A 19,547-nucleotide genomic window follows, 5' to 3' on the forward strand; every position below is an offset into this window, starting at 1 on the left:
AAACTCGCGCACCGCCTTGCGCAGCATCTCCAGTTCCTTGGTCGGCTGAAAATCCATGGGGTCTCCTTTGTTTCCGCCACCGGCCGGAGGCCATCTGACGGTCACATTATTGGGATGATGATTAATTCGCTACGACAATTGACATGGACGTGAACAGGGTAATTGTTTCACCATGTAAAACAGCGTTTTGTTTTATAGCAAACAATGGCCCCGCACACAAGAATTTTGCAAGTTCGTTTCTTATCCCAACCTTGCGGGTGAACCGGTCCTGATCACGGTGTGGATACACGGTGAAATCCTATCCCGACACAGCCCGCCAGTGGCAAGGAAATAGCTTGACAAGGCGTAAGTCCTTCTGACACATCATTCTATAAAACAGCGTTTTGTATTATGAGACAACCCGGGAGAACGATGAACGCAATCGAAAAAGCCCTCACCCTCCTCGCGGCCTTCCAAGACGTCCACCCCACATGGGGCGTCAGGGAATTGAGTTCCCATTTGGGTTTCAGTCCGGCGACGGTCCAGCGCATTCTACAGTCCCTCAAGGCCCATGGTTTTGTCGACCAGGACCCCAAGACCCGCATTTACCGGCTGGGCAATGTTTACTTCAACTTCCTGCACACGCTCCAAAGCGCTTTTCCCATCACGCGGGCTGCCACACCTCACATGCAGCGACTCCTGTCCCAAACCCAGGAAACCGTTCACCTCAATGTCATCGATGGCCAGGAGCGACTCTGTATCGACACCTTGGAGTCGTCTCAATACCTGAAAGCCAGTATGCCCATCGGTAGTCGCTCTCCGCTTTTTGCCGGCGCATCTTCAAAATGCCTGCTGGCCTATTCCAGCCGGGCATTTATCGATTCATACCTTAAAAAGGCAACCTTGGCAGCGGTGACCCGCCACACGATCACCGACAAATCAAAATTGAAAGTGCAATTGCAGACCATTCGATCGAATGGGTATGCACTGAGCCTGGGGGAGAGAAACCCGGGCCTGGGCTCAATCAGCGCTCCCGTTTTCAATCACAAGGGACTTCTCCTTGGCGTTATCAGTCTGGCGATCCCGGAAATCCGCTACAATGACTTGGCTCACCGGTCTTTTTGCCTGGCCTGCACGCTCGAAACCACCGTGAAACTATCCTGCGAAATGGGGTATCGGCAGCTTACCCCCGCCCCAGAATCACAAAAGCCTTCGGAAGATTGACTCGCGAAGGCTATATTGCGTGATGATGCCAGCCATGGGCTTTAATTGAACCCCATTATTCGGGGAAACCACAGGACCACATCGGGAAGAAACGTTATCAACAGAAGGACAAAGATCTGGATGGCGATAAAAGGCAACACCGCCTTGGATACGTAAATCAGATCCCGGTTGGCGATAGCGCCGGTGATATACAGGCTGACGCCCATGGGGGGGGTGCAGTATCCGATAGCCAGGTTCACCGTCATGATCAGCCCGAAATGCATCCAGTTGATGTCGAAGGCATTCAGCATGGGCAGGAATACCGGGCCAAGAATCATGGTAGCCGAAATGATGTCCATGAACATGCCCACGATCAGCAACAGGATGTTCATGGCGATAAGAAAAACAGCCGGAGAGGTGATGGCCGAAAGAACCGTCTCGGTAATTCTGCCGGGGATGCTTTCAAGGGTCAGCAGCCTCCCGAAACAGGTGGCGCCGGCGACAATGATCAAAAGCGTTGCCGAGGTGACCGCCGAATTGATGGTTATTTGCTTCACCTGGCTCAATTTCATGGATTTATGGATAAACAGCTCGACGATGAAAGCATATACACAAGCCACCACCGCCGCCTCGTTGGCGGTAAACACGCCGGAGAAGATTCCCCCGAAAATGATCACCGGCAGCATCAGGGACCAGAAGCCCTCCTTGAAAACGGCCATGGTATCTGCAAAGGAGGGAATCGGCATGCGGACAATCTCTTTTTTATTGCGGAAAAAGAAGTAGGAATAAAGGCAAACCAGCAGCATGATTAAAATACCGGGAAGAAAGCCGGTAAGAAACAGCCCCTCGAGGGACACGTTGCTGATCATGGAGTAGAGAATCATACCGATGCTCGGCGGAATGATGACACCAAGGTTCGGTGAGGTGGTCATCAACCCCAGCGTATACTTTTCCGGATACCCATTCTCCAGCAGTGCCGGGATCATGAACCCGCCCAATGCCACCACAGTGGCGACGGTGGACCCCGATATGGCCCCGAAGAGCCCACAGGCCAGGACCCCCGCCATGCCTAACCCTCCCGGCAGCCAACTGACCATCGCATTGGCCACCTTGATCAGTTTCTCGACAATAGACCCGGCGGTCATGATATTTCCGCACAGGATGAAAAAGAGCACGACAACCAGAGCAAAATTGTCCATGCTTCGGAAAATCGTTTGAAACAGCAAGAGAACGGGAATTTCGGTAAAAAAGAGGAATCCAAGGACGGCTGTAAAAAAAAGGCACATGAAAACGGGGATGTAGGTGGCCATGCATCCCAAAAGAATCAGTAGGAGGATCACGTCGTTGAACTGCATATAGGGAAATCTCCTTGTCTTTCTGCTCCGGTTGGCTCAGGTGGTTTCAGTGTCCGCTTCGGCTTGCCTATAATCCTGGTAAATGACCTGCACTGTTCGAATGAACATCAGCACTCCGGTCAGTGGTAAAATGGCATACAGATAGACTAGCGGAATCTGCAGAATCAGCGTCTTTTGAAACGTCCTGGCCTGCATGGCGGCCATTTGCCACCCGTAAATCATCATCATAACAGAAAAGATCAGGATCACCGTGTTGCTGAAGTAGGTCAACGGTGTTTTCAATTTTGGAAACAGTTGCACTGACGCATCGATCTTGATCATCGAACGGTTTTTAACCGCTGAACAGCATCCGATAAAGGTGGTGTAAATGATCACTTCACGAACCAGTTCTTCGGACCAGGCCAGGGTGTAATTGAACCCGTAGCGCAGCACCACATTGAAAAATAGGGCGATCAGCGCTACCATGACGCTGATAAACAGCGTCCAGTCCTCGAAAAAGGATAACGCCCTATCCAGCACATTAAGCGTCTTTCCAGTCATCAACGGTCCTTTGCAATGGCGTTATAGACAAAAGGGGGTTTCAGCATTGGAAACCCCCTTTTGTCAAGATGTTATTTACATGCAGAACTTATTTGGTGTAGCCGATGAAGCCCTGAACTTCTTCAAGAAAATTGACCGGCCGATAGGTGTCTCCCGGATAGAGTTTGTTAATTTCCGCAGCGAAAGCCTGGTGCGTCTTGTCACCTTGTGCCTTCAGCGTTGCCATATCGGCATCCGAAAGCTTGAAAAATTCGATACCGGCGGCCTTGGCCTTTTCAATTTCATCAGTTTCCTGCTGAACGGTTTCGGTCCGGATCTTGGCGCAGACGTCATGCACCGTTTCCTTGAATGTTTTCTGGAGATCCGCGGGCAGACTGTTGAACCAAGCCTTGTTGAATATCCAGATAAACAGTCCCTGGGCATAATTCAACTGGGTAAAGTATTTGGCCACTTCAAATTTCTTTGTGATATTACAGACCATTGGCGTGTGATCCAGTCCGTCGATGACACCCTGTTTCAATGCGACCGGCACATCGGGCCACGGCATCACCACGGGATTGAAACCCCAGTTGCTGTAATTGAGCTGGTTGACCGCTGCCTCGGCAATTCGAAATTTGACTTTTTTGGCGTCGGCGATCGTTTTTACCGGCGTGGTTGTGGCCCAACCGTAGTTGCCGTAGCCGGTAATGTCCAGCCCCATGATACCCTGATGATCCATGGCCATCATGAAATGATCGAATAGTTGTCCGCTTCCGGCAAATTTATCTAGCTTTTCGAACGAGTTGATCAGAAAGGGCAGATTGACCACACCGAAACGCGGTCCTAAGTTAGTCGCTGCAACAGAACTGACGCCCATTCCCTGTATAGCCCCCATCTGTAACTGATTGAGCACCTCCACTTCACCACCCAGCATAGAGAACGGTTTGTAGTCCACGTAGATCTGACCGTTGGTGCGTTTCCACAGTTCATCACGGATGGCAAACCCTGCATACACGCCCTTGATCACCGGATGTGACACGTTGGACACAATACACTTGAATTTTGCGCCAGACGGGTCGAAACTTGGTTTCCAAGCATCCAAAGACGGCCCGGCCGCAATGACAGGGCTGATCCATAAACTAATAACCACCACCATCACACCTACCCACTTCACTGTTCTGTTACCAATCATCCGGCCCCTCCTTTTGTTCCCCCGCTGTTAGAAAAACGACTCGCTCCAAGCTACATACCAGCTACTTAACAGCTACTTATTTTTTAAGTCAAGCAAAATTTTTAAAGCTTATTCATCAAATGAAACCAAGTGCTATGTCCCCAGCACCGGGAAATCGCTTGAAATTTTCCGCATTCGGTTGGGTTGACGTCGTAAAGCGATAATTGCCCCGGGTTGCTCGTCTGCAACACCAAGGAATTACCTCAGCAACCATAGTCGAAGCCTTATTGCCGCCTGGTAATATTGGACAACAAGGGTTACACGATCGAGCGAATATCGAAAAAGGACCGGTATTGGAAAACGCAAAAAAATGGAATACCGGTATATAAAATCTGGAGAATGGGTGCAATCCGCGATCCTCGGAACGGCGGACGGTTATCGTTGGACACTCTCTCTATCGAATGGCCACGGAGAATCTCCAATGATGTGCATGCACTTGGATTAGGGTCCGATTACTGATCCTGCCTCAGCCAAGGACAAACAGGTAGGCTGGATACCAGTTTGACTGTGCAATCGTGCACAAAACAAAAAAATGGCAATTTGAAGTCAGTCGTCTATCGTTTATAGAAACATGGAGGAAAAGTCAAAGCAATAAAACCAGGAGAAAAAAAAAGGCCCTGATAAATCAGGGCCTTTTAAAAAGCATGCGGATCATGAATTCGATTATTTAACGGTAGCGTCAGGATCGGCTGATGCCTTGGCATCCTTTTCCATGGCGCCATCATCATCCACCGTGTCGGTATCTGATTCGTCGCCGGACGGTGCTGCGTGGATATCGGCAGCTGGGTCCGGGCTGTCACTATCGAGCGTTTCCGTTGATTTGCTTTCTTCGGCAGGCGCGGTTTCAGCCACCTGGGTATCCGTTGCAGCCGGTTTGTCTGCGATTTTTGCCTTGGTCTTTTTGGTCTTGGCCGGCGCGGCGGCATCTGAACTGACCAACTCGACAAGCGTCATGGCCGCGGCATCGCCTGGCCGCCGGCCGATCTTTACGATCCGCGTATAGCCGCCGTTAATTGAACCGAATCGCTCAGAGGCCTCTTCAAATATCTTATGCACGACGTCCTTTTCTCGAACGATGGACATGGCCAGCCGCCTGGCATGAAGATCGCCTCGTTTTGCCAGCGTTACAATATGATCGGCCCACCTGCGCAGCTCTTTGGCTTTGGCATCGGTGGTTTTGATGCGATCGTGCTTAAGCAGCGAGGTCACCATGTTTCTGAACATCGCCTGTCTGTGGCTCGTGGTTCGATTGAGTTTTACACCGCTTTTTCTATGTCTCATTGGAACGTTTACTCCCCTTCTTCGACGGATTCTTCAGGCGGGACAAAGCTGTCAATTTTCATTCCCAACGATAGCCCCATTTCAGACAGAACTTCCTTAATCTCATTAAGTGATTTTCGGCCGAAATTTTTGGTTTTGAGCATCTCGTTCTCGGTTTTCTGGACCAGTTGGTAAATCTTCAAGATCTCGGCATTCTTAAGGCAGTTGGCGCTTCTCACGGACAGTTCGAGTTCCTCGACGCTTCGATATAAATTGTCATTGAATGCCGGTTTTTCCGACTCATCTTCACTTCCATCCTGCTGCGGCTCGGCATCTTCGTCAAAATTGATAAAAATGCTAAGCTGTTCCTTAAGTATTTTTGAGCTGTAGGCAACGGCATCCTCAGGAGCCACACTTCCATCGGTCCACACTTCCAGTGTCAGTTTGTCGTAATCGGTCCGCTGCCCGACACGCGCATTGCCCACTACATAATTGACCCGCTTGACCGGTGAAAAGACCGCATCGATGGGGATCGTACCGATCGGCGCGTCCTCGTCCTTGTTCGCCTCCGCGAGGGAGTAGCCCTTGCCCGCCTTGACCACCATGGTCATATTCAGACTACCGTCCGCGGCGAGGGTGGCAATGTGCTGTTCAGGGTTCAAGATCTCCACGTGCCCGTCATCGCTGGTGATGTCTGCCGCCGTCACGATACCTTCACCGGAAGCCTCGATCCGGATGGTCCGCGGGGTGGCATCATCCATCTTCAGACGGACCTCTTTGAGGTTCAAGATGATCTCGGATACGTCTTCATTCACACCCGGAATAACACTGAACTCATGCTCTACCGATTCGAACCGGACGGACACAATGGCAGCACCGTATAAAGACGAAAGGATAGTTCTTCTCAAAGAATTCCCAAGGGTTATACCGAATCCTCTTTCCAGCGGCTCACATACAAACTTGCCATAGGATTCGGTACTGCTGACGCGAATTCTTTCGGATTTTATCATTTCGCGCCAGTTCATGTACATAAGTTCGTTTTTAACCATTACATTTTCTCCAAGCGGATTTATTATCAATGCAGCAAGGTTTTCTCAAAAAGTTTCGTGCTCAACGATAAAACGACCCATTTATTTGGAGTAGAGCTCGACAATGAGTTGTTCCTGCATCGGCAGAGTAAGGTCTTCGCGAACCGGGAAGCTTTTAATTTCGCCTTTGAACTTCTCTTTTTCGACGGCAATCCACTGTGGCAGTCCCCTACGAATCACCGCATCCAGAGAATCGATGATGGCCTGAACCTTTCGGCTCTTTTCAGCCACCTCTATCGTATCGCCGACATTCACCAAGTAGGAAGGAATGTTGACCCGTTTGCCGTTGACGACAAAGTGGTTATGCCGCACGAAATGGCGACCCTGCGTTCTGGAATTGGCGAAGCCGAGACGATATACGACGTTATCCAACCGACGTTCGAGAAGGACCAGCAGGTTCGTGCCGGTAATGCCCTTTTTCCGGTCGGCCTTTTCGAAAAACAGCCGGAACTGCTTTTCGGAAAGGCCGTAGGTGTTCTTGACTTTCTGTTTCTCGCGAAGCTGAATGCCGTAATCGGAGGGCTTGCCTCGACGCCGCTGCCCATGCTGTCCGGGGGCGTAACCTCTCCGGTCGAATGCGCATTTATCGGAATAGCAGCGATCTCCCTTTAAAAACAATTTCATATTTTCACGTCGGCATATCCTGCAGACGGATCCTCTGTATCGGGCCAATTCGTCCTCCTTTTAAACCAGACCTTTGTGTGGCGCGTTTCGTATACCGGTCATCGACGGCAAGCCGCCTATACCCGTCTCCTTTTGGGAGGCCGGCAACCGTTGTGTGGGATCGGGGTGACATCCTTGATCATAAGGACATTAAAACCCGCGGCCTGAAGGGCGCGAAGTGCAGATTCACGGCCTGAGCCCGGCCCCTTGACATATACTTCTACACTTTTCATCCCATGTTCCATGGCTTTTTTGGCCGCGTCTTCCGCGGTCAACTGGGCGGCGAAGGGAGTACTCTTGCGCGATCCCTTAAAACCGTGGACACCTGCGCTGGACCATGAAACCACGTTTCCCATGGCGTCGGTTATCGTAACGATAGTGTTGTTGAACGTGGACTGAATATGAACAACCCCACTGGAGATGTTCTTTCTTTCCTTCTTTTTGGTTTTGGTCTTTTTAGGCATTTATTTATTCCTGACAGATGATGGATTACTTTTTGGCAGCGCTCTTTTTCTTGATGGCGGACCGTTTGGGGCCTTTACGTGTCCTGGCGTTGGTGCTGGTCCGCTGGCCATGTACCGGCAGGGATCGTCTATGCCTGAGGCCGCGATAACAGCCCAGGTCCATAAGCCGTTTGATGTTCATGGAAACTTCTGTCCGAAGCTCCCCTTCCACTTTGAGTTCACTATCGATTACCTTGCGAATGCTGTTTATCTCAGCTTCGGAAAGATCGTCTGTACTGGTATTCGGATCGATCTTGAGCTTGCTGAGGATCCGATTGGAAACAGTTCTTCCGATACCATAGATATAGGTCAGTCCGATTTCTATCCGTTTACGTCTAGGTAAGTCTACACCAGCGATTCTTGCCAAAGCTCAACCTCCTCTAACCTTGCCTCTGTTTGTGTCTCTTGTTCTCGCAGATAACCCGAACGGTTCCTTTTCGCTTGATGATTTTGCACTTGCTGCAAATCTTCCTAACGGATGCTCTGACCTTCATTGTCTACTCCTTCGTACCGCAGGGCAAATGGGTTAATCGCTGTTGCCGGTCTTTTCCGTTCATGGGATGCGAACCCTTGCCAGTTATTTTGAGCGATAGGTGATTCGTCCCCTTGACAGGTCGTAGGGAGAAAGCTCCACCGTGACCTTGTCTCCAGGTAGGATCTTAATAAAATGCATTCTCATTTTGCCGGAGATATGCGCCAGGACTTGGTGTTTGTTTTCAAGCTCGACCTTGAACATCGCGTTCGGCAGCGTTTCTAAGACAATGCCTTCAACTTTGATGGCCTCTTCCTTGGGCATTCCGATCTCCTGCACGTTTCGTTGTGTAAATGTAAATCTGTGAACTGCGTATCACGATCATAGCAAGGGTGTTTATCGTCTTCCCCGAATGCCACCCTTTTTCAAGAATCCCTCGTAGTGACGGGTGAGCATGTGCGACTCCATCTGTGCGACCGTATCGATCGCCACACCGACGACAATCAGTAGCGCCGTTCCGCCAAAATAGAAGGGTACGTTGAAACGACTGATTAAGATGGACGGCAGGACGCACACCGCCGACACATAGATGGCGCCACCTAGAGTAATGCGCGTCAGCACCCGGTCGATGTAGTCAGCCGTACGTTTACCAGGCCGAATGCCCGGTATGTAACCGCCATTTTTTTTCATGTTGTCCGCCACATCGACCGGGTTGAATGTCACTGCCGTGTAGAAGTAGCAGAAAAAGAAAATGAATCCGACGTATAACAACTCGTAAAATAAATTGCCGGGACGCATCGAATCGGCGATGGCCTTCATCCAGGGGATCGTGATGAAACTGGCGATGGTCGCCGGAAACATGATGATCGAGGATGCAAAAATCGGGGGTATCACCCCTGATGTATTGATTTTAAGCGGCAGATGCGTACTCTGTCCGCCATACATGCGCCGGCCGACCACTCGCTTGGCATACTGCACCGGTATGCGCCTCTGCCCCTGTTCCACAAAGATGATAAAACCGACGACGATCACCATGAGCAGCAGGAGGATGACGATGGCGAAAATGTTCATTTCGCCGGTGGACACCAATCGAAAGGTGTTCATGATTGCGGCTGGCATTCGGGCGACGATGCCGGCGAAGATGATCAGCGAAATTCCATTTCCAATACCCCGCTCGGTAATCTGTTCACCCAGCCACATAATAAATGCGGTGCCGGCGGTCAGCGTGAGAACCGTCATTATCCGGAACCCCCATCCGGGAACCATTACGATCGCGGCGCCGCCGGGTGATGTCATGCTTTCCAGCCCGATGCTGATACCTAAACCCTGGATGATACTGAGCACCACGGTTCCGTAACGCGTGTACTGGGTAATCTTCTTTCTACCCTGTTCCCCTTCATTCTTCAGCCGCTCCAGATGAGGAATCACCACGGTGAGCAGTTGCAGGATAATCGAGGCACTGATGTAGGGCATGATGCCGAGGGCGAAAACGGAAAGCTGCTCGAGTGCACCGCCGGAAAACATATTGAATATGCCGAAAATGGTTCCTTCCATTTTAGCGAAAAAGGAAGCCAGGGCGACGGCGTCTATTCCGGGCGTCGGTACGTGAACGCCGATTCTGTATACGAAAAGCAGGGCCAACGTATATAGAATGCGCTTTTTGAGTTCGGGGATCTTGAAAATATTTCCGAATCCGCTGCCAACCATGTTCAGATGACCTCTATCTTTCCGCCAACGGCCTCAACTTTTTGTCTGGCGCTGTCGCTGATATGGTTGATTCGAACCGTTACGGGGACCGTTACTTCCCCTTTCCCCAACAATTTAATGCCATCCCGATCACCTTTTACAAGGCCGTTTTTGATCAAGGCCACCTCGTCGACCACCGACTGCGATTCAAAACGGTTTAAATCTTTAACGTTGACGATGGCGAAGGTTTTCTTAAAGGGGTTTTTAAACCCTCGTTTCGGCAGTCGGCGATGAATCGGCATCTGACCGCCTTCATATCCGGGCCTTACGCCGCCGCCTGAGCGGCAATTCTGACCTTTGCTTCCTTTTCCGGCCGTTTTCCCGGAACCTGAGCCGACGCCGCGTCCGACGCGCTTTCTAGTTTTTCGCTGACCCTTTTCAGGTGCCAAATCGTTGAGTCTCATCGATTATATCTCCTCGGCAACCACCAGATGGGATACCTTTTCAACCATTCCTCGCACGGAAGGGCTATTTTGCAGTTCAACGGTGCGGTTAAGCTTGGTAAGCCCCATTCCCCGTAAAACGTTGCGGTGTTTTTCCGGCCGTCCGATCATGCTTTTTACCAATGTGATTTTCAGCATTTTACTCATCGTTCGCTTTCCTTACCTTATCTTAAATCCTGGACCTTTAGTCCGCGTCTGGCCGCCACCGACTCGATGCTCTCGAGTTGTTTCAGACCGTCTACGGTGGCCTTGACGACATTATGGGGGTTGTTGGTCCCCATGCATTTCGTCAGGATGTTCTGGACACCTACAGCCTCCAGTACAGCCCGCACCGCCCCGCCCGCAATGAGGCCGGTTCCGTCCGAAGCAGGTTTCAACATCACCCGGCCCGCGCCGAATCGACCAACGACCTTGAAGGGAAGCGTTCCTTCCGTCAGCGGTACCTTCACCATGCTCTTTTTGGCCTTTTCAACGCCTTTTCTGATGGCTTCAGGAACCTCCCCTGCTTTCCCGAGCCCATATCCGACACTGCCTTCACCGTCACCAACGACGACAATGGCGCTGAAGCTGAAGCGACGACCGCCCTTGACCACTTTAGCCACACGGCTGATGTGAACAACTTTATCGATCAGTTGGTTTTCTTCGGTATCTTGCTTGAACAAGGGTCTGCCTCCTTAACTGGTGTGTACTAAAAATCCAAACCCGCTTCCCGGGCTCCGTCGGACAAAGCTTTGACGCGTCCATGATATAGAAAACCGTTGCGGTCGAAAACGACCTTCTTCACGCCTTTGTCCATGGCCCGCTGGGCAAGCAGCTTTCCGGTGAATACCGCCTTGGCGACTTTGCTTTCAAAGGTGGGCTGATCCTTCACCGATTTTTCATTGCTGCTGGCAGCGGCGATGGTCCTGCCGGTGGTATCATCCACAATCTGGCCGTAAATGTGTTTGGCGCTTCTGAAAACGGAGAGCCGTGGCCGTTCCACCGTGGCGATGATTCTTTTGCTTATTCTTTTTTTACGCTTCAGCCAGATTTTCTTTTTTTCTTTAGTTGAACCCATATTCCAATCCTTTAGTGGCCGCCATTCATCGGTTGTCCGGCAAAAATGATGATGCGCCGTCGACGGTTATTTGGTACCGGTCTTCCCGGCCTTGCGCTGGATGTGCTCTTCGGCGTATTTTACACCCTTGCCTTTATACGGCTCCGGTTTTCTCAGTTTTCGTATCGAAGCGGCGGTCTGTCCGACTTTTTCCTTATCGATACCGGTGAGCTTGATGACATTGTTTTTATCGACCGTGGCATCGATCCCATCGGGCAGAGGGAAATCGATAGGATGGGAATATCCCAGGTTCAGCACAATTGATTTTCCCTTCATTTCGGCCCGGTAGCCAATACCGTTGATCTCAAGGGTTCTCTCGAATCCCTTGCTGACCCCATCAACCATATTGGCCACGAGGCTGCGGGTCAGTCCCTGAAGAGAGCGGGTTTTCCGATCTTCCTGATCGATGATCACCGAAATAGTGTTGTCCTTGATGGACAGATCGACCGCAGGGTGGATGGTTCGGGTCAATGTTCCCTTATCCCCCTTGACAACCAGTTCTCGATTTTTAAAATCGATTTTGGTCTTTGCGGGGAGCATGATTACTTTTTTGCCTACTCGAGACATTTATCGCACCTCTTATTTGCATCCTGTAACGACCAGGGTTAGTTCCGGACCAGGGACGGTGTCAGTCCTTTTGATGTTGCATTCTACCAGAGGGTGCAAAGCACTTCGCCGCCGATGTTTTTCTCTCTAGCCGCCTTATCTGTCATGACCCCTTGAGAGGTGGACATGATGGCAATCCCCAAACCGTTGTATATAGGCATCACGGATTTGGCGTTGAGATAGGTACGTCGACTGGGCTTGCTGATCCGCTCAATGTTGATGATGGTGGGTTTCTGTGCACCGGTGTACTTGAGGTGGACGCGAAGGATGCCCTGTTTTCCATCATTGATGAACTTGTAGTTGCGGATATAGCCCGATTCTTTGAGAACCCTGGCGATCTCTGTTTTTATCTTAGATCCGGGAATATCAACGCTGTTGTGCTTCGCTTTCCCGGCGTTCCTGATGCGGGTTAACATGTCGGCAATCGGATCGCTCATCGCTGTTTCCTACTCTAATTTATAGTTAAATTTGATATTTTATATCACCAACTGGACTTGACAACTCCAGGGAGCCTGCCCTGGGAAGCCAGGTTGCGGAAGCAGATTCGGCAAATTCCGAACTTTCTGATGAACGCCCGAGGCCTTCCGCATATGGGGCATCGATTGTACGCCCTTACGCTGAACTTCGGCTTCCTTTTTACCTTTTCTCTGAGTGATGTCTTCGCCAATGCTCTCTCCTTGTTACTACCAGGCTTGTTAATTCTTGAAAGGCATCCCCATCAACTTGAGGAGTTCTTTTCCCTCTTCATTACTTTTGGCCGTCGTTACGATGCTGACATTCAAGCCTTTGATTTTATCAATCTTGTCATATTCGATTTCAGGGAATATCAGCTGCTCTTTGACACCCAGCGAATAATTCCCAGCACCGTCAAAGGCTTTGCCGGAGATGCCTCTGAAGTCCCTGACGCGGGGCAGGGCTACATTGACCAGCTTGTTGAGAAAATCGTACATCCGTTTCTTGCGCAGCGTGACCATGCAGCCGATAGGCATGCCTTCACGCAGCTTGAAGGAAGCGATTGACTTCTTGGCCCGCGTGACCACCGGTTGCTGACCCGAAATCTGTTTGAGTTCCTCGACGGCCGAATCGATAATTTTGATGTTGTGGATTGCCTCTCCCAGCCCCATGTTGATCACGATCTTTTCAATTTTCGGAATCTGCATGGGATTGGTATAGTTGAACTTCTCCTTGAGTTTCGGCACCACCGTCTCATCATAGAAAGTTTTGAGCTGTGACATGTTGTTCCTCCGAGAGCCTCCCGTTTAGCGGGCCCTATGCATCTATAATTTCACTGCATTTTCTGCAGATGCGGACCTTCTTGCCATCGTCCAGGGTTTTGGTTTTCACCCGCACGGGTTCAATGCACTTGTTGCACATCAACATCACATTGGACCAGTGGATCAGCGCTTCACTCTCAAGGATCCCGCCCTGTCTGTTCTGAGCGTTAGGCTTCGTGTGCCGTTTCACGACATTGATATTCTCGACCAGGAGTCGGTTCTTTTTCCCGCTGACCTTGAGGACCTTTCCGACCTTACCTTTATCTTTGCCGGCGATGACCTTAACCTTGTCATCTTTTTTTATTTTAATTGAATCTCTGATCATTTCGTTTTCTCCACGAAGCGGGGCCTTAAATTATAGCACCTCGGGTGCAAGTGATACGATTTTCATAAATCGCTTGGCACGAAGCTCTCTGGCAACCGGCCCGAAGATACGAGTGCCCAGAGGTTCACGCTGGTTGTTGATCAACACGGCGGAGTTGTCATCAAAACGGATGTAAGACCCATCGGGCCTTCTGATCTCCTTTTTGGTCCTGACCACGACTGCCTTGAGAACATCGCCCTTCTTAACCTTGGCGTTGGGGATGGCTTCTTTCACGGTGACCACGATAATGTCACCGATACCCGCATACCGCCTTTTGGAACCCCCCAAAACTTTGATGCAGTAAACCGCACGTGCGCCCGAGTTGTCCGCCACCGTCAGTTTTGTTTCGGCCTGAATCATGTTTATCGTCCTTTATCGCTATACGGCTTTTTCGATAATGTCGGTGATGCGCCACCGCTTGAGCTTGCTGATCGGCCGAGATTCCGTAATCAGCACCTTGTCTCCGATGTTGCAGCGATTGTCATTATCGTGAGCGGCGAATTTGTTGCGTCGTCTGATATATTTCTTGTAAAGTGGATGCTTAACCAACCGTTCAACCTGTACGACGGCAGTTTTGTCCATCTTGTCGCTGACCACAGTACCAACGAGTTGTCTCTTTATTCCACGATTTTTCATGACCGCATCTTAGTCTTTTGTATGGGTTTATATTTTTTCGTTCAAAATGGTTTTCAACCGGGCGATGTCCCTCTTGGTTTCCCCAATTTTTTTGGGGTTTTCAAGCTGCCCGATTTCATGCTGAAACCGTAGATTGAACAAGGCTTCCTTCAGGTCGAGTACCTTCTGCTGAATCTCTTCGGCATTGAAGTCTCTGATTTCGGTCGCTTTCATTATAGCTCGCTCCTCTCCACAAACCGGGTTTTAATGGGAAGTTTGTGGGCAGCAAGGCGAAGCGCCTCCTGAGCCATTTCCCGGCTGACACCGGTCATTTCATAAAGCACGCGCCCGGGCCGTATAACTGCCACCCACCCTTCAGGTGCGCCCTTTCCTTTACCCATACGGACTTCGGCGGGCTTCTTGGTGAAGGGTTTGTCCGGGAATATGCGGATCCAGATTTTCCCCCCTCTTTTTACGTGACGCGTCATGGCAATACGTGCCGCTTCGATCTGTTTGGAGGAAATTTTTCCGCAATCCGTGGCCTGCAATCCAAATTCTCCAAAACTCAGATCGCTGCCCCGGTAAGCGGCCCCTTTCATTCTTCCCTTTTGACTCTTACGATATTTGACCTTTTTAGGGCTCAGCATTTCGTATCTCCCGCAAGCCTAACCACGAATTTCGGCTTGATCCTTTTTGAGAATTTCGCCATGGAATACAAACACCTTGATTCCGACGATTCCATAAGTGGTGCGGGCTTCGGTGGTACCATAGTCGATGTCCGCCCGCAGGGTGTGCAAGGGTACCCGCCCTTCACGGTACCATTCGGTGCGGGCCATTTCAGCACCGCCGAGCCGCCCCGAGCAGATGATCTTCACGCCCTGGGCGCCGAACCGCATGGCGGAGGAGACCCCGCGCTTCATGGCACGCCTGAATGCGACCCGCCGTTCAATCTGCATGGCCACGTTTTCTGCGACCAGTTGGGCATCCACTTCCGGTTTTCTGACTTCCTGAATGTCGATCAGCACTTCCTGGCTCACGCGACCTTCAAGTTGTTTCTTGAGCTTTTCAATCTCCGAGCCCTTCTTTCCGATAACAATGCCGGGACGCGCCGTGAATATCCGAAGTCTGACCCGCCGGGTCGATCGTTCAATTTCAATTTTAGCGACGCCGGCATGATGAAGCTTTTCTTTGATGAACTTGCGAATCTGATAGTCCTCAAAGATGTAATCTGCATATTTTTTGCCGGCAAACCAACGGGATTCCCAGGTTTTTACGATCCCCAGCCTCAGTGAGATAGGGTTGACTTTCTGGCCCAAGCTGTTTCCTCCTTACTGTACGGAACCTTCTGCTAACACAACGGTAATGTGTGCGGTTCTCTTTAGTATGCGCGCCCCTCTTCCCCTGGCCCTCGCCTTGAACCTTTTTAGGGACGGTCCCTGATCGACAATCAAATTTCTGACAATCAACTCGTCCACGTCGATGCTCGTGTTCTGATCTGCATTGGCAACGGCGGAGCGAACAATTTTTTCGACGATGCCGGCAGATTTTTGCGGCATGAATTTCAGTGCGTTTATGGCTGCCTCAGCCGGTTTACCCTTGATGGCATCGACAAGCATCCTCACTTTCTGAGGTGAAATTCGCACATATCGTTGTGTAGCTCTGACCTCCATTTAGGGCCTTCCTTTTTTATCTTTTTACCTTGGATTTCCTGTCCGCGGCATGCCCGTAGTAGGTCCGCGTCGGAGAAAACTCGCCTAGTTTATGCCCAACCATATTTTCGGTAACGAACACCGGCAGAAACTTTCGGCCGTTATGCACGGCGAGGGTAATGCCGACCATTTCGGGCAGAATGGTCGAACGCCGTGACCACGTTTTGATTACCTGGTTGCTCCGGGTGCCTTGGGCCGCAGACACTTTTTTGAAAAGTTTCGGGTCGATAAAAGGACCTTTTTTTAACGAACGGGGCATGATGTCTCCTGCTGATTTTCCATTCCAACTGAACATCCGGCGAACTGGTGCGGGATTGCTCAGAAGTGGGTAGATAGCTACTATTTCGTACGTCGCTTGACGATGTAGCGATCGGTGCGCTTGTTCTTTCGGGTTCGGTAGCCTTTGGTCGGCACGCCCCAGGGAGAACAGGGATGTCTGCCGCCGGAAGAACGCCCCTCGCCACCGCCCATGGGATGGTCAACCGGGTTCATCGCCACACCGCGGACCTTGGGCCGACGACCTTTCCATCGGTTGCGTCCCGCCTTGCCTAAAGAGACGTTTTCGTGGGTGATGTTGCCCAGCTGGCCGACCGTGGCCTTGCAGGTAAGCAGCACCATCCGAACTTCACTTGAGGGCAGTTTCACCAGCGCATACCGATCTTCCTTGGCCATCAGCTGCGCAAATGTTCCGGCACTGCGAACGATCTGACCGCCCTTGCCGATCCTAAGCTCGATATTGTGAATGTGTGTACCCAGCGGAATGTTGGCCAACGGCAGCGCGTTACCCGGCTGAATATCCGCCTCGGCCCCCGACATCACCGTGTCACCGACAGCCAGTTTAAGCGGTGCGATAATATAGCGTTTTTCGCCATCCGCGTAGTGCAACAGGGCGATGCGGGCGGACCGGTTGGGATCGTATTCGATCGCGGCCACTTTTGCAGGGATACCGTCCTTGTCACGTTTGAAATCGATGATGCGGTAATACCGCTTGTGTCCACCACCCCGCCGCCTGCTGGTAATTCGGCCGTTTACGTTTCTACCGCCTGATTTTTTAAGAATGCTGAGCAGGCTTTTTTCAGGGGTGGTCTTGGTCACCTCTTCAAAACCGGCAAAACTCTGGAAACGTCGACCCGGGCTGGTCGGTTTAACTTTTTTAACTGCCATCGTTATACTCCTAGCGTCTATACACCTTCGAAGAAATCAATCCGTTCACCGGGCATCAGGGTAACGATGGCTTTTTTCCAGTCCTTGCGTTTCCCTAAGATCCGTCCCCGCCGCTTGATTTTTCCCTTGACATGGACCGTGCGTGTTCTGGCCACTTTAACGCTGAAGATCTTCTCGATGGCCCGGGCAATCTCGACGCGGTTGGCGTGCATATCCACTTCGAAAGAGAGCTGATTGTTCTCTTCTTTCTGGATATTTGTTTTTTCGGTGATCACGGGTCGCTTTATAATGTCATACTGATTCATCAGCCCAATCTCCCCTCTATCCCTTCAATAGCCGGCTGAACAAGAACCAGCTTGGGGTATTTAAGGATGTCGTAAACATTCATCCCCTGCATCTGAAGAATCTTGACACCAGGCACGTTGCGGGAGGAAAGCTCCAGTCGTTCGTCCTTTTCACTGATGATGATCAGCGCCTTTTCAGCCTTGAGCGCTTTGATGACACCCGCGAAAACCTTGGTTTTGATCTCATCGAGATCAATCTTGTCCACGACGACCAGTTGCTGGTCCTGAGCTCTGCACGTCAGCGCCATCTTCAGCGCCATTTTTCGTACCTTTTTGAGCACCTTTTGTGTGTAATTCCTCGGGTCCGGACCGAAAACCGAGCCGCCACCCCGAAGGACCGGAGACTTGATGTCTCCCTTTCTCGCCCGTCCCGTGCCTTTTTGCCGGTAAAGCTTGTGGCGACTGCCCTTGACGTCGGACCGATGCTTGACAGAAGCCGTTCCCGCCCTTTTGGCAGCCAATTGGGCGATGACGACTTGGTGCAGGACGCTCTTTTTAACCGGAACATTGAAAATCGAGTCTTTCAGTTCGGTCTGGGAGACAACCTCTCCGGCGATATTTACTACATCAACAACAGCCATAATGTCCCTCGTCCACTGCGCTCCCGCAACCCAGTCGTTTCAAGAGACGAAACGCTTTGTTGACGGTGCCTGAAGTCCTGATGATTATGCGAACAGGACCTTGTTAATCGTTACGATTCCAGAACGGCACCCCGGGAGGGGGCCTTTCAGCAGAATGAGATTCTCTTCCGGTCGAATATCGACGATTTCCAGATTTCTGACCGTTTTTGTATCTCCGCCATACTGTCCGGGCATCCGCTTTCCCTTGATGACCTTTGACGGCCAGGCACTGCAGCCGATAGATCCGGGCCTGCGGTGACAATGACCGCCGTGGGTCTCTCGTCCGCCGCCGAACCCGTGGCGTTTGATCACGCCTGCAAATCCGCGCCCTTTGGATGTGCCGGTCACATTGACCTTTTCGCCGATGGCAAAAATTTCGGTTCCGACGGCCTGCCCCACCGTGTAGTCATCCGGGTTGTCTACCTGCACTTCCTTCAGGGTGGTAAAGCAAACGCTCCCGCTCTTTTTGAAGTGTCCCTTGAGGGGCTTGGTGGTTTTTGACTCTTTTTTGGCGCCGAAGCCCAATTGAAGAGCCTTGTATCCGTCCGTCTTCTCACTCTTGACCTGGGTAACTACACAGGGCCCCACCTGCAAAACCGTGACAGGGATGTATTTTCCATTGGGCGCGAACAACGAAGTCATGCCCAGTTTTTTTCCTACCAGTCCTTTGCACATCTCTTTTATCCCGTGTTAATGCCCGCGTTATAATTTGATCTCCACATCAACGCCAGGAGACAGATCAAGCTTCATGAGCGCATCGACGGTCTGCTGGGTCGGTTCAAGAATGTCCAGCAACCGCTTGTGAGTCCGCATCTCGAACTGCTCTCTGGATTTCTTGTCCACGTGGGGAGATCTCAAGACGCAGAACTTATTTATTGTTGTCGGCAAGGGAATCGGGCCCACCACTTTGGCCCCAGTCTTGCGGGCAGTGTCGAATATATCGCTGGCCGACTGGTCCAGAAGCTTGTGATCGTAGGCCTTGAGCCGGATCCTGATCTTGGAGTTCATTATCATTGTTTTAGGCTCTCTTTTTATTCAATTATATCGCTGACGACACCGGCACCCACCGTACGGCCGCCTTCACGAATGGCGAACCGAAGCTCCTTCTCCATGGCGATCGGCGTAATCAGTTCAGCCGTGATCGCCACGTTGTCACCAGGCATCACCATCTCCACACCTTCCGGCAGATTCAATATCCCCGTCACGTCCGTCGTACGGAAATAAAACTGCGGCCGGTAACCGTTGAATAACGGCGTGTGGCGACCGCCCTCTTCCTTGCTCAAAATGTAAGCC

The 19,547-nt window shown here is 51.1% G+C and carries 34 protein-coding genes; 1 reads left to right on the forward strand and 33 read right to left on the reverse strand.

Annotation, left to right across the window (positions count from 1 at the left end; all coding sequences use genetic code 11):
- The first annotated feature begins 411 nt into the window (after positions 1 to 411).
- Positions 412 to 1,203 carry an IclR family transcriptional regulator gene (locus ACZCED_RS22390; RefSeq protein ID WP_464861770.1) on the forward strand — a complete coding sequence of 264 codons (792 nt, stop codon included), beginning with the start codon at positions 412 to 414 and terminating at the stop codon, positions 1,201 to 1,203.
- A 41-nt stretch (positions 1,204 to 1,244) separates the two neighbouring features.
- Here the strand turns inward: ACZCED_RS22390 and ACZCED_RS22395 are convergent, their stop codons facing one another.
- The 33 genes from ACZCED_RS22395 to ACZCED_RS22555 all read right to left on the reverse strand — a co-directional run.
- The gene (locus ACZCED_RS22395; protein WP_464861771.1) at positions 1,245 to 2,537 is read right to left on the reverse strand and encodes a TRAP transporter large permease; all 1,293 of its coding nucleotides are present in this window, start codon (positions 2,535 to 2,537) and stop codon (positions 1,245 to 1,247) included.
- A 36-nt stretch (positions 2,538 to 2,573) separates the two neighbouring features.
- A complete protein-coding gene (locus ACZCED_RS22400; RefSeq protein ID WP_464861772.1) occupies positions 2,574 to 3,077 on the reverse strand; it encodes a TRAP transporter small permease in 504 nt (167 codons plus the stop codon).
- A gap of 88 nt (positions 3,078 to 3,165) precedes the next feature.
- A complete protein-coding gene (locus ACZCED_RS22405; protein ID WP_464861773.1) occupies positions 3,166 to 4,248 on the reverse strand; it encodes a TRAP transporter substrate-binding protein in 1,083 nt (360 codons plus the stop codon).
- Positions 4,249 to 4,950: 702 nt separating this feature from the next.
- Positions 4,951 to 5,568, reverse strand: coding sequence for a 50S ribosomal protein L17 (rplQ, locus tag ACZCED_RS22410; RefSeq protein WP_464861774.1), 618 nt, complete (start codon positions 5,566 to 5,568; stop codon positions 4,951 to 4,953).
- Positions 5,569 to 5,576: 8 nt separating this feature from the next.
- Positions 5,577 to 6,596: a DNA-directed RNA polymerase subunit alpha gene (locus tag ACZCED_RS22415; protein ID WP_464861775.1), complete on the reverse strand. Its 1,020-nt coding sequence runs from the start codon at positions 6,594 to 6,596 to the stop codon at positions 5,577 to 5,579.
- 81 nt (positions 6,597 to 6,677) lie between these two features.
- On the reverse strand, positions 6,678 to 7,307 hold the full coding sequence (gene rpsD / locus ACZCED_RS22420; RefSeq protein WP_464861776.1) for a 30S ribosomal protein S4: 630 nt from the start codon (positions 7,305 to 7,307) through the stop codon (positions 6,678 to 6,680).
- A gap of 68 nt (positions 7,308 to 7,375) precedes the next feature.
- Positions 7,376 to 7,762 (reverse strand): 30S ribosomal protein S11, encoded by a 387-nt coding sequence (gene rpsK / locus ACZCED_RS22425; protein WP_464861777.1) that lies wholly within the window; start codon positions 7,760 to 7,762, stop codon positions 7,376 to 7,378.
- Positions 7,763 to 7,787: 25 nt separating this feature from the next.
- Positions 7,788 to 8,168 carry a 30S ribosomal protein S13 gene (gene rpsM / locus ACZCED_RS22430; RefSeq protein WP_464861778.1) on the reverse strand — a complete coding sequence of 127 codons (381 nt, stop codon included), beginning with the start codon at positions 8,166 to 8,168 and terminating at the stop codon, positions 7,788 to 7,790.
- Positions 8,169 to 8,181: 13 nt separating this feature from the next.
- Positions 8,182 to 8,295: a 50S ribosomal protein L36 gene (gene rpmJ, locus ACZCED_RS22435; RefSeq protein ID WP_083456323.1), complete on the reverse strand. Its 114-nt coding sequence runs from the start codon at positions 8,293 to 8,295 to the stop codon at positions 8,182 to 8,184.
- An 83-nt stretch (positions 8,296 to 8,378) separates the two neighbouring features.
- On the reverse strand, positions 8,379 to 8,597 hold the full coding sequence (gene infA / locus ACZCED_RS22440; protein WP_155303848.1) for a translation initiation factor IF-1: 219 nt from the start codon (positions 8,595 to 8,597) through the stop codon (positions 8,379 to 8,381).
- A 72-nt stretch (positions 8,598 to 8,669) separates the two neighbouring features.
- Positions 8,670 to 9,980 carry a preprotein translocase subunit SecY gene (secY, locus tag ACZCED_RS22445; protein WP_464861779.1) on the reverse strand — a complete coding sequence of 437 codons (1,311 nt, stop codon included), beginning with the start codon at positions 9,978 to 9,980 and terminating at the stop codon, positions 8,670 to 8,672.
- Between the two features lie 2 nt (positions 9,981 to 9,982).
- Complete coding sequence (gene rplO / locus ACZCED_RS22450; protein ID WP_464861780.1) at positions 9,983 to 10,423, reverse strand: 50S ribosomal protein L15; 441 nt, start codon at positions 10,421 to 10,423, stop codon at positions 9,983 to 9,985.
- Between the two features lie 3 nt (positions 10,424 to 10,426).
- Positions 10,427 to 10,609, reverse strand: coding sequence for a 50S ribosomal protein L30 (gene rpmD / locus ACZCED_RS22455; protein ID WP_464861781.1), 183 nt, complete (start codon positions 10,607 to 10,609; stop codon positions 10,427 to 10,429).
- A 17-nt stretch (positions 10,610 to 10,626) separates the two neighbouring features.
- Entirely contained in the window at positions 10,627 to 11,124 is a 498-nt protein-coding gene (rpsE, locus tag ACZCED_RS22460; protein WP_464861782.1) for a 30S ribosomal protein S5, read from the reverse strand.
- 26 nt (positions 11,125 to 11,150) lie between these two features.
- Positions 11,151 to 11,519: a 50S ribosomal protein L18 gene (gene rplR, locus ACZCED_RS22465; RefSeq protein WP_464861783.1), complete on the reverse strand. Its 369-nt coding sequence runs from the start codon at positions 11,517 to 11,519 to the stop codon at positions 11,151 to 11,153.
- Between the two features lie 66 nt (positions 11,520 to 11,585).
- Entirely contained in the window at positions 11,586 to 12,125 is a 540-nt protein-coding gene (gene rplF / locus ACZCED_RS22470) for a 50S ribosomal protein L6 (protein ID WP_464861784.1), read from the reverse strand.
- Between the two features lie 83 nt (positions 12,126 to 12,208).
- Positions 12,209 to 12,601: a 30S ribosomal protein S8 gene (gene rpsH, locus ACZCED_RS22475; RefSeq protein WP_464861785.1), complete on the reverse strand. Its 393-nt coding sequence runs from the start codon at positions 12,599 to 12,601 to the stop codon at positions 12,209 to 12,211.
- Between the two features lie 44 nt (positions 12,602 to 12,645).
- Entirely contained in the window at positions 12,646 to 12,831 is a 186-nt protein-coding gene (locus ACZCED_RS22480) for a type Z 30S ribosomal protein S14 (RefSeq protein ID WP_319408477.1), read from the reverse strand.
- Between the two features lie 28 nt (positions 12,832 to 12,859).
- The gene (gene rplE / locus ACZCED_RS22485) at positions 12,860 to 13,399 is read right to left on the reverse strand and encodes a 50S ribosomal protein L5 (protein ID WP_464861786.1); all 540 of its coding nucleotides are present in this window, start codon (positions 13,397 to 13,399) and stop codon (positions 12,860 to 12,862) included.
- 34 nt (positions 13,400 to 13,433) lie between these two features.
- Positions 13,434 to 13,763, reverse strand: coding sequence for a 50S ribosomal protein L24 (gene rplX / locus ACZCED_RS22490; RefSeq protein ID WP_394708016.1), 330 nt, complete (start codon positions 13,761 to 13,763; stop codon positions 13,434 to 13,436).
- A 30-nt stretch (positions 13,764 to 13,793) separates the two neighbouring features.
- Positions 13,794 to 14,162, reverse strand: coding sequence for a 50S ribosomal protein L14 (rplN, locus tag ACZCED_RS22495; RefSeq protein ID WP_372676964.1), 369 nt, complete (start codon positions 14,160 to 14,162; stop codon positions 13,794 to 13,796).
- Between the two features lie 18 nt (positions 14,163 to 14,180).
- Positions 14,181 to 14,438, reverse strand: coding sequence for a 30S ribosomal protein S17 (rpsQ, locus tag ACZCED_RS22500; protein ID WP_319253164.1), 258 nt, complete (start codon positions 14,436 to 14,438; stop codon positions 14,181 to 14,183).
- 27 nt (positions 14,439 to 14,465) lie between these two features.
- Complete coding sequence (rpmC, locus tag ACZCED_RS22505) at positions 14,466 to 14,651, reverse strand: 50S ribosomal protein L29 (RefSeq protein WP_464861787.1); 186 nt, start codon at positions 14,649 to 14,651, stop codon at positions 14,466 to 14,468.
- Entirely contained in the window at positions 14,651 to 15,064 is a 414-nt protein-coding gene (rplP, locus tag ACZCED_RS22510; RefSeq protein WP_464861788.1) for a 50S ribosomal protein L16, read from the reverse strand. The genes rpmC and rplP overlap by 1 nt, the downstream gene beginning before the upstream one ends.
- Before the next feature lie 18 nt (positions 15,065 to 15,082).
- Positions 15,083 to 15,733 carry a 30S ribosomal protein S3 gene (rpsC, locus tag ACZCED_RS22515; protein ID WP_372676956.1) on the reverse strand — a complete coding sequence of 217 codons (651 nt, stop codon included), beginning with the start codon at positions 15,731 to 15,733 and terminating at the stop codon, positions 15,083 to 15,085.
- Between the two features lie 12 nt (positions 15,734 to 15,745).
- A complete protein-coding gene (gene rplV, locus ACZCED_RS22520; RefSeq protein ID WP_464861789.1) occupies positions 15,746 to 16,087 on the reverse strand; it encodes a 50S ribosomal protein L22 in 342 nt (113 codons plus the stop codon).
- A 16-nt stretch (positions 16,088 to 16,103) separates the two neighbouring features.
- Entirely contained in the window at positions 16,104 to 16,385 is a 282-nt protein-coding gene (rpsS, locus tag ACZCED_RS22525) for a 30S ribosomal protein S19 (RefSeq protein WP_464861790.1), read from the reverse strand.
- Between the two features lie 80 nt (positions 16,386 to 16,465).
- Positions 16,466 to 17,290 carry a 50S ribosomal protein L2 gene (rplB, locus tag ACZCED_RS22530; protein ID WP_464861791.1) on the reverse strand — a complete coding sequence of 275 codons (825 nt, stop codon included), beginning with the start codon at positions 17,288 to 17,290 and terminating at the stop codon, positions 16,466 to 16,468.
- Positions 17,291 to 17,307: 17 nt separating this feature from the next.
- Entirely contained in the window at positions 17,308 to 17,595 is a 288-nt protein-coding gene (gene rplW, locus ACZCED_RS22535) for a 50S ribosomal protein L23 (RefSeq protein WP_464861792.1), read from the reverse strand.
- Entirely contained in the window at positions 17,595 to 18,215 is a 621-nt protein-coding gene (gene rplD, locus ACZCED_RS22540; protein ID WP_464861793.1) for a 50S ribosomal protein L4, read from the reverse strand. The genes rplW and rplD overlap by 1 nt, the downstream gene beginning before the upstream one ends.
- 84 nt (positions 18,216 to 18,299) lie before the next feature.
- Complete coding sequence (gene rplC / locus ACZCED_RS22545; RefSeq protein WP_464861794.1) at positions 18,300 to 18,929, reverse strand: 50S ribosomal protein L3; 630 nt, start codon at positions 18,927 to 18,929, stop codon at positions 18,300 to 18,302.
- Between the two features lie 27 nt (positions 18,930 to 18,956).
- Positions 18,957 to 19,268: a 30S ribosomal protein S10 gene (gene rpsJ / locus ACZCED_RS22550; protein WP_464861795.1), complete on the reverse strand. Its 312-nt coding sequence runs from the start codon at positions 19,266 to 19,268 to the stop codon at positions 18,957 to 18,959.
- Positions 19,269 to 19,285: 17 nt separating this feature from the next.
- Positions 19,286 to 19,547, reverse strand: a 262-nt coding sequence (locus ACZCED_RS22555) for an EF-Tu C-terminal domain-related protein (RefSeq protein ID WP_464861796.1), incomplete at its 5' end; no start/stop codon positions are given.

Source organism: Desulfosarcina sp., assembly GCF_055467485.1.

Excerpts from the sequence above, each read along its gene's own strand:
- ACZCED_RS22390 (WP_464861770.1), top strand. The coding sequence starts at position 412 with ATGAACGCAATCGAAAAAGCCCTCACCCTCCTCGCGGCCTTCCAAGAC.
- ACZCED_RS22395 (WP_464861771.1), bottom strand. The coding sequence starts at position 2,537 with ATGCAGTTCAACGACGTGATCCTCCTACTGATTCTTTTGGGATGCATG.
- ACZCED_RS22400 (WP_464861772.1), bottom strand. The coding sequence starts at position 3,077 with ATGACTGGAAAGACGCTTAATGTGCTGGATAGGGCGTTATCCTTTTTC.
- ACZCED_RS22405 (WP_464861773.1), bottom strand. The coding sequence starts at position 4,248 with ATGATTGGTAACAGAACAGTGAAGTGGGTAGGTGTGATGGTGGTGGTT.
- rplQ (WP_464861774.1), bottom strand. The coding sequence starts at position 5,568 with ATGAGACATAGAAAAAGCGGTGTAAAACTCAATCGAACCACGAGCCAC.
- ACZCED_RS22415 (WP_464861775.1), bottom strand. The coding sequence starts at position 6,596 with ATGGTTAAAAACGAACTTATGTACATGAACTGGCGCGAAATGATAAAA.
- rpsK (WP_464861777.1), bottom strand. The coding sequence starts at position 7,762 with ATGCCTAAAAAGACCAAAACCAAAAAGAAGGAAAGAAAGAACATCTCC.
- rpmJ (WP_083456323.1), bottom strand. The coding sequence starts at position 8,295 with ATGAAGGTCAGAGCATCCGTTAGGAAGATTTGCAGCAAGTGCAAAATC.
- infA (WP_155303848.1), bottom strand. The coding sequence starts at position 8,597 with ATGCCCAAGGAAGAGGCCATCAAAGTTGAAGGCATTGTCTTAGAAACG.
- secY (WP_464861779.1), bottom strand. The coding sequence starts at position 9,980 with ATGGTTGGCAGCGGATTCGGAAATATTTTCAAGATCCCCGAACTCAAA.
- rplO (WP_464861780.1), bottom strand. The coding sequence starts at position 10,423 with ATGAGACTCAACGATTTGGCACCTGAAAAGGGTCAGCGAAAAACTAGA.
- rpmD (WP_464861781.1), bottom strand. The coding sequence starts at position 10,609 with ATGAGTAAAATGCTGAAAATCACATTGGTAAAAAGCATGATCGGACGG.
- rplR (WP_464861783.1), bottom strand. The coding sequence starts at position 11,519 with ATGGGTTCAACTAAAGAAAAAAAGAAAATCTGGCTGAAGCGTAAAAAA.
- rplF (WP_464861784.1), bottom strand. The coding sequence starts at position 12,125 with ATGTCTCGAGTAGGCAAAAAAGTAATCATGCTCCCCGCAAAGACCAAA.
- rpsH (WP_464861785.1), bottom strand. The coding sequence starts at position 12,601 with ATGAGCGATCCGATTGCCGACATGTTAACCCGCATCAGGAACGCCGGG.
- rplE (WP_464861786.1), bottom strand. The coding sequence starts at position 13,399 with ATGTCACAGCTCAAAACTTTCTATGATGAGACGGTGGTGCCGAAACTC.
- rplX (WP_394708016.1), bottom strand. The coding sequence starts at position 13,763 with ATGATCAGAGATTCAATTAAAATAAAAAAAGATGACAAGGTTAAGGTC.
- rplN (WP_372676964.1), bottom strand. The coding sequence starts at position 14,162 with ATGATTCAGGCCGAAACAAAACTGACGGTGGCGGACAACTCGGGCGCA.
- rpsQ (WP_319253164.1), bottom strand. The coding sequence starts at position 14,438 with ATGAAAAATCGTGGAATAAAGAGACAACTCGTTGGTACTGTGGTCAGC.
- rpmC (WP_464861787.1), bottom strand. The coding sequence starts at position 14,651 with ATGAAAGCGACCGAAATCAGAGACTTCAATGCCGAAGAGATTCAGCAG.
- rplP (WP_464861788.1), bottom strand. The coding sequence starts at position 15,064 with ATGCTGAGCCCTAAAAAGGTCAAATATCGTAAGAGTCAAAAGGGAAGA.
- rplV (WP_464861789.1), bottom strand. The coding sequence starts at position 16,087 with ATGGAGGTCAGAGCTACACAACGATATGTGCGAATTTCACCTCAGAAA.
- rpsS (WP_464861790.1), bottom strand. The coding sequence starts at position 16,385 with ATGCCCCGTTCGTTAAAAAAAGGTCCTTTTATCGACCCGAAACTTTTC.
- rplB (WP_464861791.1), bottom strand. The coding sequence starts at position 17,290 with ATGGCAGTTAAAAAAGTTAAACCGACCAGCCCGGGTCGACGTTTCCAG.
- rplW (WP_464861792.1), bottom strand. The coding sequence starts at position 17,595 with ATGAATCAGTATGACATTATAAAGCGACCCGTGATCACCGAAAAAACA.
- rplD (WP_464861793.1), bottom strand. The coding sequence starts at position 18,215 with ATGGCTGTTGTTGATGTAGTAAATATCGCCGGAGAGGTTGTCTCCCAG.
- rplC (WP_464861794.1), bottom strand. The coding sequence starts at position 18,929 with ATGTGCAAAGGACTGGTAGGAAAAAAACTGGGCATGACTTCGTTGTTC.
- rpsJ (WP_464861795.1), bottom strand. The coding sequence starts at position 19,268 with ATGATAATGAACTCCAAGATCAGGATCCGGCTCAAGGCCTACGATCAC.